The organism is Rhodoferax lacus (assembly GCF_003415675.1).
Taxonomy (GTDB): Bacteria; Pseudomonadota; Gammaproteobacteria; order Burkholderiales; family Burkholderiaceae_C; genus Allorhodoferax; species Allorhodoferax lacus.
This window is the reverse complement of sequence record NZ_QFZK01000001.1, coordinates 91,652-106,215: the sequence shown is the minus strand read 5'-3', so window position 1 is coordinate 106,215 and position 14,564 is coordinate 91,652. Positions and strand designations below refer to the sequence as shown.

At 60.9% G+C, this 14,564-nt stretch carries 14 protein-coding genes; 2 read left to right on the top strand and 12 right to left on the bottom strand.

What is annotated here, in order from left to right; all coding sequences use genetic code 11:
• Positions 1 to 23: 23 nt before the first annotated feature.
• From DIC66_RS00480 to scpA, 5 genes are all read right to left on the bottom strand, one after another.
• A complete protein-coding gene (locus tag DIC66_RS00480) occupies positions 24 to 512 on the bottom strand; it encodes a VOC family protein (protein WP_117172985.1) in 489 nt (162 codons plus the stop codon).
• The gene (locus DIC66_RS00475; protein WP_117172983.1) at positions 513 to 2,561 is read right to left on the bottom strand and encodes an acetyl-CoA carboxylase biotin carboxylase subunit; all 2,049 of its coding nucleotides are present in this window, start codon (positions 2,559 to 2,561) and stop codon (positions 513 to 515) included.
• Positions 2,562 to 2,713: 152 nt separating this feature from the next.
• Complete coding sequence (locus DIC66_RS00470; RefSeq protein ID WP_117172981.1) at positions 2,714 to 4,246, bottom strand: acyl-CoA carboxylase subunit beta; 1,533 nt, start codon at positions 4,244 to 4,246, stop codon at positions 2,714 to 2,716.
• A 25-nt stretch (positions 4,247 to 4,271) separates the two neighbouring features.
• Positions 4,272 to 5,327 (bottom strand): methylmalonyl Co-A mutase-associated GTPase MeaB, encoded by a 1,056-nt coding sequence (gene meaB, locus DIC66_RS00465; RefSeq protein WP_420820467.1) that lies wholly within the window; start codon positions 5,325 to 5,327, stop codon positions 4,272 to 4,274.
• Positions 5,328 to 5,352: 25 nt separating this feature from the next.
• Complete coding sequence (scpA, locus tag DIC66_RS00460) at positions 5,353 to 7,530, bottom strand: methylmalonyl-CoA mutase (protein ID WP_117174072.1); 2,178 nt, start codon at positions 7,528 to 7,530, stop codon at positions 5,353 to 5,355.
• Between the two features lie 151 nt (positions 7,531 to 7,681).
• On the opposite strand from scpA, the gene DIC66_RS00455 reads away from it, so the two are divergent.
• Positions 7,682 to 8,353 carry a GntR family transcriptional regulator gene (locus DIC66_RS00455; RefSeq protein ID WP_233505733.1) on the top strand — a complete coding sequence of 224 codons (672 nt, stop codon included), beginning with the start codon at positions 7,682 to 7,684 and terminating at the stop codon, positions 8,351 to 8,353.
• Here DIC66_RS00455 and dusA read toward each other — a convergent pair.
• The 3 genes from dusA to hemN form a co-directional block, all read right to left on the bottom strand.
• Positions 8,350 to 9,318: a tRNA dihydrouridine(20/20a) synthase DusA gene (dusA, locus tag DIC66_RS00450; RefSeq protein WP_275405190.1), complete on the bottom strand. Its 969-nt coding sequence runs from the start codon at positions 9,316 to 9,318 to the stop codon at positions 8,350 to 8,352. The genes DIC66_RS00455 and dusA overlap by 4 nt on opposite strands.
• A 72-nt stretch (positions 9,319 to 9,390) precedes the next feature.
• Positions 9,391 to 10,080, bottom strand: a complete 690-nt coding sequence (locus tag DIC66_RS00445; protein WP_117172977.1) for a sulfite exporter TauE/SafE family protein — start codon at positions 10,078 to 10,080, stop codon at positions 9,391 to 9,393.
• A 9-nt stretch (positions 10,081 to 10,089) separates the two neighbouring features.
• Positions 10,090 to 11,484 (bottom strand): oxygen-independent coproporphyrinogen III oxidase, encoded by a 1,395-nt coding sequence (gene hemN / locus DIC66_RS00440; RefSeq protein ID WP_117172975.1) that lies wholly within the window; start codon positions 11,482 to 11,484, stop codon positions 10,090 to 10,092.
• Positions 11,485 to 11,696: 212 nt separating this feature from the next.
• On the opposite strand from hemN, the gene fnr reads away from it, so the two are divergent.
• A complete protein-coding gene (fnr, locus tag DIC66_RS00435; protein WP_117174069.1) occupies positions 11,697 to 12,416 on the top strand; it encodes a fumarate/nitrate reduction transcriptional regulator Fnr in 720 nt (239 codons plus the stop codon).
• Between the two features lie 33 nt (positions 12,417 to 12,449).
• On the opposite strand, the gene DIC66_RS00430 is transcribed toward fnr, so the two are convergent.
• From DIC66_RS00430 to ccoO, 4 genes are all read right to left on the bottom strand, one after another.
• The gene (locus DIC66_RS00430; RefSeq protein ID WP_117172973.1) at positions 12,450 to 12,734 is read right to left on the bottom strand and encodes a FixH family protein; all 285 of its coding nucleotides are present in this window, start codon (positions 12,732 to 12,734) and stop codon (positions 12,450 to 12,452) included.
• Positions 12,735 to 12,834: 100 nt separating this feature from the next.
• Positions 12,835 to 13,749, bottom strand: coding sequence for a cytochrome-c oxidase, cbb3-type subunit III (ccoP, locus tag DIC66_RS00425; protein ID WP_117172971.1), 915 nt, complete (start codon positions 13,747 to 13,749; stop codon positions 12,835 to 12,837).
• 21 nt (positions 13,750 to 13,770) lie between these two features.
• Positions 13,771 to 13,914: a cbb3-type cytochrome oxidase subunit 3 gene (locus DIC66_RS00420; RefSeq protein WP_117172969.1), complete on the bottom strand. Its 144-nt coding sequence runs from the start codon at positions 13,912 to 13,914 to the stop codon at positions 13,771 to 13,773.
• 16 nt (positions 13,915 to 13,930) lie between these two features.
• A complete protein-coding gene (ccoO, locus tag DIC66_RS00415; RefSeq protein ID WP_117172967.1) occupies positions 13,931 to 14,551 on the bottom strand; it encodes a cytochrome-c oxidase, cbb3-type subunit II in 621 nt (206 codons plus the stop codon).
• Positions 14,552 to 14,564: the final 13 nt, after the last annotated feature.

Genomic DNA, 14,564 nt, shown 5'->3' with positions numbered 1-14,564 from the left:
GCGCTGGATACCAGGTTGAACGATTAAACGCTGCGCCCCGGGTTGGCCAGTTGTGAAAAAGCCTTCACCACTTCCGGCGGCGCCTGCACCATCTCGATCAGCACGCCCTCGCCTGCTATCGGGAATTCCTCGCTGGCCTTGGGGTGCAGAAAACAGATGTCAAAACCCGCCGCGCCCTTGCGGATGCCACCAGGCGCAAAACGCACGCCCTGCGCCGTGAGCCACTCCACGGCGGTGGGCAGGTCGTCAATCCACAGGCCGATGTGGTTGAGCGGTGTGGCGTGCACTGCAGGCTTCTTGTCGGGGTCCATGGGTTGCATCAGATCAACCTCGACCTTGAAGGGCCCCGCGCCAATGGCGCAGATGTCTTCATCCACATTCTCTTTTTCGCTCTGGAAGGTGCCGGTCACTTCCAGGCCCAGCATGTCCACCCACAGCTTTTGCAGGCGCTTTTTGTCGGGCCCGCCAATGGCGATTTGCTGGACGCCCAGCACTTGAAAGGGACGTTTCATTTATACAAACTCCACAATGGCCTGATCCACCGTCAGGCTCTCACCCTTGCCAGCAAGAACCTTGCCCACCACGCCATCAGCCGCGGCAAACAGCACGTTTTCCATCTTCATGGCTTCGATCACGGCCACGCGTTCACCGGCCTGCACCTTCTGCCCCGGCACCACGGCCACTTCCACCAACAAGCCCGGCATGGGCGATAGCACAAAGCGGCTCAGGTCCGGCGGCGCCTTGAAAGGCATAAGGGCATGCAACTCGGCCATGCGCGGAGACATCACCATCACATCCACGCGGGTGCCGTTGTGCTGCACGCGCAGCGCCAGCGGGTTCTTGGGCGTGCCGCGCTCGATTTGCGCAGTGAAGGGCTGGCCGTTGACCATTCCACGGATGCAGATGTCATTCAGGCGCGAGTGGCTCTGGATTTCATAGCTGTCAGCACCCACCTTGACGCGGGCTGAACCGAGGCCGCCTTCGAACTCGTCCACATGCACCGGGGTATACAGATTCTTGCCCTCGGCACCCAGGGTGACCACCACGTAGTCCTTGCCCGCGTTCACCGCGTAGCCTGGCAACTGCCCGCTGATACCCGCCGCCCGCTCGCGCGACTTGCGGCGCACAAAGGCGGCCAGGGCCACCAGGAAGCTGGCGTCGTCGTGCGGCACGTCTTCGGCAAAAAAGCCCTTGCTGTAGTGCTCGGCAATAAAGCCGGTATTGAAGTCGCCCGACACAAACTTGGGGTGCGCCAACAGCGCCGACTGGAACGGGATGTTGCTGGAGACACCGCGGATCACAAAGCCGTTGAGGGCTTCGCGCATCTTGGCAATCGCGTCCAGGCGGTCCCGTCCGTGCACGATGAGCTTGGCAATCATGGAGTCGTAGAACATCGGGATCTCGCCGCCGTCCTGCACGCCGGTGTCCACGCGCACGCCATACAGGTGCTCGGTGTCACCCTGCCACATGGTCTGCTCGGGGGGTGCAAAGCGCACCAGGCGACCGGTGGAAGGCAGGAAGCTGCGGAACGGGTCTTCGGCGTTGATGCGGCACTCCATGGCCCAGCCATTGCGCTGCACCTGGTCCTGTGTGATGGGCAGCTTTTCGCCAGCGGCCACGCGGATCATCAGTTCTACCAGATCAACACCGGTGATGGCTTCCGTCACGGGGTGCTCCACCTGCAGGCGGGTGTTCATTTCCAGGAAGTAAAAGCTCTGGTCCTTGCCCACCACAAACTCCACCGTGCCGGCGCTCTGGTACTTCACCGCCTTGGCCAGGGCCACGGCCTGCTCACCCATGGCCTTGCGGGTGGCGTCGCTGATGAAGGGCGACGGCGCCTCTTCAATCACCTTCTGGTGGCGGCGCTGGATGGAGCATTCGCGCTCGTTCAGATACAGCACATTGCCGTGGGCATCGCCAATCAGCTGGATCTCGATGTGGCGGGGCTCTTCCACAAATTTTTCGATGAACACGCGGTCATCGCCAAAGCTGTTGCGTGCCTCGTTGCGGCAGCTGGTAAAGCCTTCAAAAGCCTCCTTGTCGTTGAAGGCCACGCGCAGGCCCTTGCCACCACCACCGGCGCTGGCCTTGATCATGACGGGGTAGCCAATGCCCTTGGCAATTTCGACCGCGCGCTCCGGGGTTTCGATGGCGTCGTTGACACCGGGAATGCAGTTCACCCCAGCAGCACCGGCCAGCTTCTTGGATTCGATCTTGTCGCCCATGGCGCCAATGGAGTAGTGCTTGGGTCCGATGAAGGCAATACCTTCGTCTTCGCAGCGCTTGGAGAAGGCAGCGTTCTCGCTCAGAAAGCCATAGCCGGGGTGCACGGCCTGCGCACCGGTCTGCTTGCAGGCGGCAATGATTTTGTCGGCCAGCAAATAGCTTTCGCGGCTGGGCGCGGGGCCGATGTGCACGGCCTCATCGGCCAGCAGCACATGGCGTGCGTCGCGGTCCGCGTCTGAGTACACGGCCACGGTCTTGATACCCATCTTGCGGGCGGTCACGATGACGCGGCAGGCGATCTCGCCACGGTTTGCAATCAGTATTTTTGTAAACATAGAAGCTCCAATTCAATTTTTCAGGTCGACGCCGGAGCGCGATGCCTTCAACTCAGGAACACCGTGGAACCGGCTTCGCCGGGCCACTGGTGTTGCCCCCTGCAAGGGGGAAAGCGGCCACACGCAGTGGGCAAGCCGGGGGGTGTGCCAATTCACAGCGGAATGTTCCCGTGCTTGCGCCACGGGTTCTCGATCTTCTTGTCTTTCAGCATCACCAGGGAACGGCAAATGCGTTTGCGGGTTTCATGCGGCAGGATCACGTCGTCGATAAAGCCGCGTGCGCCCGCCACAAACGGGTTGGCAAAACGGGCCTTGTATTCGGCTTCCTTGGCGGCCAGTTTCTCGGGGTCGCCCTTGTCTTCGCGGAAGATGATTTCAACAGCGCCCTTGGCACCCATCACCGCGATTTCGGCATTGGGCCAGGCAATGTTCACGTCCCCACGCAGGTGCTTGGAAGCCATCACGTCATAGGCGCCACCGTAGGCCTTGCGCGTGATCACGGTGATCTTCGGGACAGTGCACTCGGCATACGCATACAGCAACTTGGCACCGTGCTTGATGATGCCGCCGTATTCCTGGCTGGTGCCGGGCATAAAGCCGGGCACATCAACAAAGGTGATCACGGGGATGTTGAAGGCATCGCAAAAGCGCACAAAGCGCGCGGCCTTGATGCTGCTCTTGATGTCCAGGCAACCGGCCAACACCAAAGGCTGGTTGGCCACAATGCCCACGGTCTGGCCGTCCATGCGGGCAAAGCCGATCAGGATGTTCTTGGCGTACTCGGGCTGGATCTCGAAGAAATCACCATCGTCCACGGTCTTGACGATGAGTTCTTTCATGTCATAGGCCTTGTTGGGGTTGTCAGGCACCAGGGTGTCCAGGCTCAGGTCCATGCGGTCTATCGGGTCGCCACTCTTGCGCACCGGGGCCTTCTCGCGGTTGGAGAGCGGCAGGTAGTTGTAGAGGCGGCGCAGCATCAGCAGCGCTTCCACGTCGTTCTCAAAGGCCAGGTCGGCCACGCCGCTCTTGGTGGTGTGGGTGATGGCGCCGCCCAGTTCTTCGGCGGTCACTTCTTCGTGCGTAACCGTCTTCACCACTTCGGGGCCGGTCACAAACATGTAGGAGCTGTCTTTCACCATGAAGATGAAGTCGGTCAGCGCGGGCGAATACACCGCACCACCGGCCGAGGGGCCCATGATCATGCTGATCTGCGGAATCACGCCGCTGGCCATCACATTGCGCTGGAACACTTCGGCATAGCCGCCTAGAGACGCCACACCCTCCTGGATGCGCGCACCGCCCGAGTCGTTCAGGCCAATGACGGGTGCACCCACCTTCATGGCCTGGTCCATCACCTTGCAGATTTTTTCCGCATGGGTTTCAGACAAGGCGCCACCATAGACGGTGAAGTCCTGGCTGAACACAAACACCAGGCGTCCGTTGATCATGCCGTAGCCGGTGACCACGCCGTCCCCGGGGATCTTGGTATCGGCCATGCCGAAGTCCACGCAGCGGTGTTCCACAAACATGTCCCACTCTTCAAAAGTGCCTTCGTCCAGCAGTACCTCGATGCGCTCACGCGCCGTGAGCTTGCCCTTGTTGTGCTGTGCATCTATGCGCTTTTGGCCGCCACCCAGGCGTGCCAGTTCGCGCTTGGCTTCGAGTTGTTCCAGGATATCGTGCATGGTTTCCTTCTTGATGGTCGCTTGTCTAAACGGGTGCTGCCGGTGCGCTTGAGCCAAGCACAGCCAGCAGATGGCGGGCTGCGGTGCTGGCGGCCATCTGGCCGGACTGCACCGCAGCGGTGATGGCGGGCAGTTGCCCGCGCACCAGGGGGTTGTTTTTGAATTGCTGCTTCAGGCCCGCGTCTATGCGCTCCCACATCCAGGCCAGGGCCTGGTGCTGGCGGCGGCTGGCAAGCAGGCCATTGGCGGATTGCAGGCGCTGGAAGGTGGTGACAGCCTCCCAGAACGCGTCCAGGCCTTGGCCTTGCAGGGCACTGATCTTGAGGACTTGCGGGTGCCAGTACTGGTCACTGTGCGGGTCATGCGGATTGCCGCTGATGCCCAGCAGGCGCAGGCTGGAGGTGATCTGTGCCTCGGCCCGCAGCGCGGCATGGGCGTCGATGTCGGCCTTGTTGATGACCACCAGATCGGCCAGCTCCATCACACCTTTTTTGATAGCCTGCAGGTCGTCACCGGCATTGGGCAGTTGCATCAGCACAAACATATCGCTCATGCCCTGCACGGCCGTCTCGCTTTGTCCCACGCCCACGGTTTCCACAATCACGATGTCAAAGCCCGCGGCCTCGCAGACCAGCATGGCCTCGCGGGTTTTCTCAGCCACACCACCGAGCGTGCCGCTGCTGGGGCTGGGGCGAATGTAGGCGCGCTCGTGCATGGAGAGCTGCTCCATGCGCGTCTTGTCACCCAGGATGGAACCACCCGATACCGAACTACTGGGGTCCACCGCCAGCACGGCCACACGGTGGCCTTTGTCAATCAGGTACAGGCCCAGGGCTTCGATAAAGGTGCTCTTGCCCACACCGGGCACGCCGCTGATACCCAGGCGCAGCGATTTGCCGCTATGCGGCAGCAAGGCTGTGAGCAGCTCGTCCGCCTGCGCACGGTGGTCGGTGCGGGTGGACTCCAGCAAGGTGATGGCCTTGGCCAGGCTGCGCCTTTGCGCCAGACCTTGCGCTTCCACAATGTCACGGGCGTGCACAGCTGTCCGCTTGGGCAGCGCAGTGGCAGAGGCGGCGTCCAATCTCGGGCCCTTCCTATCGAAGCGCTCAGGCCGCAGCCAGTGCCTTCTGGATCTGGTCCAGCACGTCACGCGCGCTGGCCGGGATGGGGGTGCCGGGGCCGTAAATGCCCTTCACGCCGGCGGCGTACAGGTAGTCGTAGTCCTGGCGCGGAATCACGCCGCCCACGAAGACGATGATGTCGTCGGCGCCCTGCTTTTTCAGCTCGGCAATGATGGCGGGCACCAGGGTCTTGTGGCCTGCGGCCAGTGTGGAAACGCCCACGGCATGCACGTCGTTTTCAATCGCCTGGCGGGCGCATTCCTCGGGGGTCTGGAACAGCGGACCCATGTCCACGTCATAGCCCAGGTCGGCAAAAGCGGTGGCCACCACTTTGGCACCGCGGTCGTGCCCGTCCTGGCCCAGCTTGCTGATCATCACGCGTGGGCGGCGACCTTCTTTTTCGGCAAAGGCGGCGATGTCCTTCTTGAGCTGTTCCCAGTATTCCATGGTGTCCCCTTGCGCACTATCGTAAGCGGCGGCGTACACGCCGGTTACCTTTTGCGTGTCGGCGCGGTGGCGGCCAAAGGCTTTTTCCAGCGCGTCCGACACTTCGCCCACGGTGGCACGCAGGCGCATGGCCTGGATGGACAGGTCCAGCAGATTGCCTTCGCCGCTCTCTGCGGCTTGGCTCAAGGTAGCCAGGGCAGCGTCGACCCGGGCAGCATCGCGGCTGGCACGAATCGTTTTCAGACGCGCGATCTGGCCATCGCGCACTGCGACGTTGTCGATGTCACGCGCCTCAATGGCGTCCTCGGTCTTGAGCTTGTATTTGTTCACGCCGACGATGACATCGCGGCCGGAGTCGATGCGCGCCTGCTTTTGCGCCGCAGCCGCTTCAATCTTGAGCTTGGCCCAGCCGCTGTCCACGGCCTTGACCATGCCGCCCATGCCTTCGACTTCCTCGATGATTTTCCAGGCGGCGTCGGCCATGTCCTGGGTGAGCTTTTCCATCATGTAGCTGCCAGCCCAGGGATCGATCACATTGGTGATGTGGGTTTCTTCCTGGATGATGAGCTGGGTGTTGCGGGCAATGCGCGAACTGAACTCGGTGGGCAGGGCAATTGCTTCGTCAAAGCTGTTGGTGTGCAGACTTTGCGTGCCGCCAAACACGGCGGCCATGGCCTCGATGGTGGTGCGGACCACGTTGTTGTAGGGGTCCTGCTCGGTGAGACTCCAACCGCTGGTCTGGCAGTGGGTGCGCAGCATCAGGCTCTTGGGCGCCTTGGCGTCAAAGCCCTTCATGATGCGGCACCACAGCAGGCGCGCCGCGCGCATCTTGGCCACTTCCAGATAGAAGTTCATGCCAATGGCCCAGAAGAAGGACAGGCGTCCGGCAAATTCGTCCACGTCCAGGCCGGAGGCAATCGCGGTCTTCACATACTCCTTGCCGTCTGCCAGGGTGAAGGCCAATTCGAGTGCCTGGTTGGCACCGGCTTCCTGCATGTGGTAACCCGAGATCGAGATCGAGTTGAACTTGGGCATGTTCTTGGCCGTGTAGCCAATGATGTCGCCAATGATGCGCATGCTGGGTGCGGGCGGGTAGATGTAGGTGTTGCGCACCATGAACTCTTTGAGGATGTCGTTCTGGATGGTGCCGCTGAGTTTGTCTTGCGAGACGCCCTGCTCTTCTGCCGCCACCACATAGCCGGCCAGCACCGGCAGTACCGCGCCGTTCATGGTCATGGAGACCGACACCTTGTCCAGCGGAATCTGGTCAAACAGGATCTTCATGTCCTCCACCGAATCGATGGCCACACCGGCTTTGCCGACATCGCCGGTCACACGGGGGTGGTCAGAGTCGTAGCCGCGGTGGGTGGCCAGATCAAAAGCCACCGACACACCCTGCCCGCCAGCGGCCAGCGCCTTGCGATAAAAAGCGTTGGACTCTTCAGCGGTAGAGAAACCGGCGTACTGGCGGATGGTCCAGGGGCGCACCGCATACATGGTGGCCTGCGGGCCACGCAGGTAGGGCTCAAAACCGGGCAAGGTGTCGGCATGTTCCAGGTTGGCTGTATCGGCCGCCGTGTACAGGGGCTTGACCGCAATGCCGTCCGGGGTGATCCAGTTCAGCGCCTCGACATTGCCGCCGGGTGCCGACTTGGCAGCCGCCTTGTTCCACGCTTCCAGGGTTGCAGATTGAAATTCGGGTTTCTTGTCGGTCATGGCGGGGTCCGTAGCACAGGGTTGGAGGCCCGGTATGCGCCGCTCTTGCGCCTGCAAAAACAGGGGCGTGGCGTGCAACCAGTTGGCTAAGATTTTACATTATTTATAATTATTGATTCAAAAACAGACGCTCAGCTTACAATTCCCGTCCATGTCCGCTTTGATGTCCGAAGGCCGCACCGGCCTCTCACTCTCTCCCCGCGCGCTCTATGTCGAGGTGGCGGAGTTGCTGCGCCAGCGCATTTTTCAGCGTGAGCTCGAGCCCGGCAGCTGGATTGATGAGCTCAAGATTGCGGAGGAATACGGCATCAGCCGCACCCCCTTGCGGGAGGCTTTGAAAGTGCTGGCCGCCGAGGGGCTGGTGACCATGAAGGTGCGACGCGGCGCTTATGTGACAGAGGTCTCCACCCAGGACCTGAGCGATGTCTACCACCTGCTGAGCCTGCTGGAGAGCGACGCGGCCGGGGTGGTGGCAACAAAAGGCACGGATGCCGAACTGACTGAGTTGATGAGTCTGCACGCCGAGCTGGAAAAAGCCGCCAAGCCCGGCCCGGCCAACACCGACGCCTTCTTTGCGGTGAATGAGCGATTTCACATGCGCCTGCTGGAGATTGCCAACAACCGCTGGCGCGACCAGATGGTGGCCGACCTGCGCAAGGTGATGAAGCTCAACCGCCACAACTCCCTGCTCAAGACCGGGCGCATCCAGGAGTCCTTGCAGGAGCACCGCGCCATCATGGCCGCACTGACGGCCCGCGATGCAGAGGCCACGGTGGCCCGCATGCGCGAGCACTTTGCCAACGGGCTGGAAGCTGCGGCTTAAGGCTTCGCCAAGGCCCAAACTTCCCGGGCTGGCAGGGTTTTGAGCCGATGGTCGCTCCAGATCTGGCGCCATTTGCGCGCACCCGGCAGGCCATGGCGCAGGCCCAGCATATGGCGCGCAATGCTGTACCAGGACGTACCGTGCTCTGCGGCCTCCCGCTCCATATAGGCGACCATCTGTTCTTCCACCAACTCGCGCGTGCGATCGGTGGGCTGCTCGCCATAGAAGGCGGCGTCCCACTCGGATAGCCACCAGGGGTTGTGGTAGGCCTCGCGCCCCAGCATCACGCCGTCCACCAGGGCCAGTTGCTCGGCCACCTGTGCGCTGGTGGTGACGCCACCGTTGAGGCAAATGGTGAGCTGCGGGAAGTCACGTTTGAGTTGGTGCACCAGGTCGTAGCGCAGCGGCGGCACTTCGCGGTTTTCCTTTGGTGACAGACCCTTGAGCCAGGCATTGCGCGCGTGCACGATGAAGACCCGGCAACCCGCGTCTGACAGCGTGCCGACAAAGTCGCGCACAAAGTCATAGCTCTCGATTTTGTCGATTCCAATGCGGTGCTTCACCGTGACAGGGATGTCCACTACATCCAGCATGGCCCGCACACAGTCGCCGACCAAGCTGGCCTCATTCATCAGGCAGGCGCCAAAGGCACCGCGCTGCACCCGCTCGGAGGGGCAGCCGCAATTCAGGTTGATCTCGTCATAGCCCCAGTCTTGGCCCAGCTTGGCGCAGGCCGCCAGATCGGCCGTATCGCTGCCACCCAGTTGCAGGGCCACGGCATGTTCTTCGGCGTTGAAGCGCAGGTGGCGCGGCACGTCGCCATGCAACAGCGCGCCGGTAGTCACCATTTCGGTGTACAGGAGGGCGTGGCGGCTCAGCAGCCGGTGAAAATAGCGGCAGTGCTTGTCTGTCCAGTCGAGCATGGGCGCAACGGACAGGCGGTGGGAGAGTGGCGAGGAAGTCAATGCGGAGCTTGGATAGGGGCGGTTCGGGCCAAATTACACCATGGCCTGTGGCTGGCGCAGGAGGCAGGCGCTTCAGGGCGTGACGCACCAAGGCGCGGTGTTGTGTACCAAACCCATCCACAGGGCCCAGCCTGAACTTGCTGCCAGCGCCAGACCGGCCAGGCGAACGCCCCAGTTGCCTGTGCCTCCGGTGGCCACGCTGTTGCCGCGCAGCTTGAGCCACAGCCAGGGCGCAGCCGTCATGGTGACACTGGTGCCCACGGCAAACAGGGCCATCACCATGGCACCATCCAGAGGGCCTCCGGCCATGGCTGCGACCAGCACGGCGGAATACAGCAGGCCACAGGGCAGCAAAGCCCAGAGCGTGCCCAGCAACACGGGCGCGCCGCCCGCACCGGCGCCCAGCGCCTTGGCACGGGCCCAGATGCTGCGCCCTGCCCGCTCCAGCCAGACGGGCTGCTGTGCGCGCAGCAGCAGCACCAGCCCTAAAAGGAAAGCAGCCACATGGAACATGGACCAGACCGGGCGCAGGGCAGTTGATTGGACCGTCAGCCAACCCAGGCCCTGCATGGAGGCAGCAGCCACAGCGCCCAGCGCGGAATAGCCCAGCACGCGGCCCAACTGAAAGCCAAGAATGGCGGAATTTTTGCGGCTGCCGGCCGCCTGCCCTAGCCCGGCACAGGCCGCGCCACACATGGCCACACAGTGTGGGCCACCGACCAGGCCCATTAACAGCGCAGTAGCGCCCAAGGAAAATTGCATCCGGGGATGCTAAAGGATCTTGGAGAACTTGGCCCGAGTACGGTCGGTTTGCAAATTGCGGTCAAACACCATGGCCACAGCACGCACAAAGAACCAGCCCTTGGCGGTGACCTGTATGCCGGTGTCTTCCAGCACCACAAGCCCTTGTTCGGCCAGCGCCTGCAGCGCTTCCATTTCCTTGGCAAAGTAACTGCGGAAATCAACCAGGTAAGCCAGGTCAATCGATTCAAACTGCACATGGCCCTGGCACATCAGGGCCATGATGACGGCGCGGCGCACCAAGTCGTCACGCGTGAGCGCCAGGCCGCGCACCACCGGGAAGTTGCCATGGTCCAGAGCGTCGTAATACTCTTCCAGTGTCTTGGCGTTCTGGCTATAGGTGGCGCCAATGCGGCCAATGCTGGAGACGCCCAGGGCAATCAGGTCGCAATCAGGCTGGGTGCTGTAGCCCTGGAAGTTGCGGTGCAGGCGGCCCTGGCGCTTGGCAACAGCCAAGGCATCGTCAGGCAGAGCGAAGTGGTCCATGCCCACGTACACATACCCCGCCCCCATGAAGGCTGCCAGTGAGCGAGAAAGCATCGAGATCTTGGCACCGCCCGAAGGCAGCTCCACGGTGTTGATGCGCCGCTGAGGCTTGAAGCGCTCGGGCAAGTGGGCATAGGCATAGAGCGCAATGCGGTCGGGTTTGAGCTCAACAACCTGGGCCAACGTGCGGTCAAAGGACTCGGGGCTTTGCATGGGCAAGCCGTAAATCAAATCCACGTTGATGGATTCAAAGCCCCGTGCGCGGGCCGCAGCCACGAGGGAAAAAACCTGTTCCGCGGGTTGCACACGGTGCACGGCTTTTTGCACTGCAGGGTCGAAGTCCTGCACGCCAAAACTCAGGCGGTTAAAGCCCAACTCAGCCAGCGTATCCAGACGCTTTTCATCGATGGTGCGAGGGTCAATCTCGATGGAGTATTCGCCGCCGGGTGCAAAGCTGAAGTTGCGCTTGAGCATGGCCATCAGGCCGCGCAATTCATCGTCACTCAGGAAGGTAGGACTGCCGCCGCCAAAGTGCAGCTGGCTGACCGATTGGCCGGTGCCAATCAACGCGGTGTGCAGTTCCACTTCGCGGGTGAGGTAGCGGATATATTCCGCCGCTTTTTCGTGGTGCTTGGTGATGATCTTGTTGCAGGCGCAGTAGTAGCACAGCGATTCGCAAAACGGGATATGTATGTACAGCGACAAAGGCAGGGCGAGCGCGGCAGCGCCACTACGGCGCTGTTGCAGTGCCTGCGAATAGTCGTCGGCCACGAAGGCTTCTACAAATCGGTCGGCCGTCGGGTAAGAGGTGTAACGAGGACCGGAGACGTCGTATTGACGCAGCAATTCATCGGTAACGGGGGAGACAACAGCATTCATAAGCACTCCATGGCAGTCTCTGCAAATGTGCCCCAGCTGGCATTATTGGGGTTTGATGTGAATCAATCTATTGAATTCAGGGTCCGTTCAGCATTTGGGTTGATAATTGATTTGAATCAGGCAACCAACCGTCGAGACACCATATGAAGGCACACAACCCAGACGTGGCACATGCGTCGATTGCCATTACCCCGATCAGCAATGTGATCGAAATGAACTCCAACAGCATCAAGGTGGCTTGCTCAAACTGCAATTTGCGCGAGCTGTGCATGCCTTTGGGACTGAGTCCGATCGAGCTGGAGCGTATCGACGATGTTGTGGCCAACCGCCGCAAGATCAAGCGTGGCGCCACGCTTTTTCGCAATGGCGAAAAGTTCACCAGCCTGTATGCTATTCGCACCGGATTTTTCAAGACATGCGTGGCTTCCGAAGACGGGCGCGACCAGGTGACTGGTTTTCAGATGGCGGGTGAAATTGTGGGTCTGGACGGCATCGTGCATGACCACCACACCTGCGATGCCATCGCACTGGAAGACGCCGAAGTGTGCGTCATGCCCTTTGACCGCATTGAAGAACTGTCGCGTGAAGTCAACGCCCTGCAGCGCCACGTGCACAAGATCATGAGCCGCGAGATCGTGCGCGAGAACGGCGTGATGTTGTTGCTCGGGAGCATGCGCGCCGAAGAACGGCTGGCTGCGTTCTTGCTGAATCTGGTACAGCGCCTGCATGCGCGCGGCTTCTCGCAGTCTGAGCTGATTCTGCGCATGACGCGCGAAGAAATCGGTAGTTACCTGGGGCTGAAGTTGGAGACCGTGAGCCGCACTTTTTCCAAGTTTGTGGAAGACGGCATTGTCGAGGTCAAACAACGTCACGTTCGCATCTTGAACGCGGACAAGCTCAAGGACATCGTGAACCCCAAGGTGTGCAACTAGCGCCTGCGCAAAGCCAGGCGCCAGGCACTTCTGTCAGGGAGCTTCTGCTGGCTTGGGAACGCCAGTGGCAGCATGGTTTCGTGCCGCCATGGCGGGGGCGGCGCTGGACGGAGTACCGCCCAGTGTCTTGTTAATCTCCAAACCCTTTTGGTAGTAGTTCTCGTCCATCACGGGATCCGGACGGGTCACTGCCAGGTACAGGGTCACGAAGCTGGCCACCACCACCACGGCGGGGCCACCAAAAACCATCCAGACATGGCCGAATTTCCACCAGGGCTGGGGTGCTTCGGTAGCTGTAGGCTGGGTGTTTTGCGTCATGTGATTTCCTTTGTAGGGACTCCAAAAAGGCAATACCCCGGCAGAGCTTCGAGACATTGCCCGAAAACCTGCAGGGGTACAACCCGTTTACAGACCGTGTTTACTGCTTGGCAGGAGCGTTGTTGGACAGGCCCCAGACGTAGGAAGCCAAGACGTGAATCTGTGCATCGCTCAATTTGCCTTCCTGAGCCGGCATGATGTTGGTCTTGCCGTTGGCAACCATGGCGATGATGGCGTTCTCACCGTAGCCGTGCAGCCAGATGTTGTCCGTCAGGTTGGCAGAACCAACGGCCTGCATGCCCTTGCCATCAGCACCATGGCACGCTGCACATACGCCGAACTTTTCCTTGCCCAGATTGGCGCGCACCGAATCGTGCGGGCTGCCAGACAGGCTGAGAACATAGTTGGCTACGTTCTTCACATCATCCGACGTGCCGACTGCGGCAGCCATGGGGGGCATATTGCCCACACGACCCTTGTGCAGCGTTTCCACGATCTTCTCGGGGGTACCGCCGTGCAGCCAGTCGTTGTCGGTCAGGTTGGGGAAGCCCTTGCCGCCGTGCGCATCGGAGCCGTGGCATTGCGAGCAGTTGTTCATGAACAGACGCTCACCAATAGCGTGGGCTTGCGGGTCCTTGGACACGTCTTCCACCTTCATGGCCATGAACTTGGCATAGATGGGAGCCACTTCGGCATCGCCCTTGGCCACTTCGGCTTCAAACTGGCCCTTGGAGGTCCAACCCGAACTGCCAGGAGAGCCACCCAGACCGGGGTACAGATACAGGTACACGGCAGCGAACAGGATGGTGATGATGAACAGGCCCACCCACCAGCGTGGCAGGGGGTTGTTCATTTCACGCAGGTCGCCGTCCCACACGTGTCCGGTGGTGTTGTCGCTGGCCGTCATGGCCCGGGCCTTGCCGCTAAACCACAGCAGCAATGCACATGCTGATATGGAGATAATGACAATTCCGGCCACATAAACGGACCAAAAATTACTTGTAAAGTCACTCATGATGAATCCTGTTGGTGTGTATCAGTCTTGCTGAAAGGGCAAATTGGCGGCTTCAGAAAAGTCATCGGAGCGCCGCTTGGACCAAGCCCACCACACAATTCCAATAAATGCGCCAAAGCTGACCAGGGTCGCGATGGCACGCAAGGTGTTGACGTCGAATTCCATATCGGTCTCCAGCGCCTTATTTCAGGGCCAAGCCCAAAGACTGCAAGTAAGCGATCACGGCTTCCTGTTCGGTCTTGCCCTTGACCTCTTCCACCGACTTGGCAATTTGCTCGTCGGTGTAAGGCACACCGACCTTGCGCAGACCAGCCATGTGGGCCGGCATGACATCGGCGTCCACCATGTTTTTGGCCAGCCATGGGTAGGCAGGCATATTGGACTCAGGCACCACATCACGCGGATTGGTCAGGTGGATGCGATGCCATTCATCGCTGTACTTGGCTCCCACACGGGCCAGGTCCGGGCCGGTGCGCTTGCTGCCCCACTGGAACGGGTGGTCATAGACCGACTCGCCAGCCACCGAGTAGTGGCCATAGCGCAGGGTTTCGGCGCGGAAGGGGCGAATCATCTGCGAGTGGCAGTTGTAGCAACCTTCACGGGTGTAGATATCACGGCCTGCCAGCTGCAGTGCGGTGTAGGGCTGCACACCCTTGATGGGTTCGGTCGTGGACTTCTGGAAGAAGAGGGGCACGATTTCCACCAGGCCGCCAAACAGCAGCACGATGAGAATCAGGACGATCATCAGGAAGTTGTTTGTCTCGATCTTCTCGTGCGACAAACTGGAATGGTTGTTGGACATAGTGTGTTTTTCC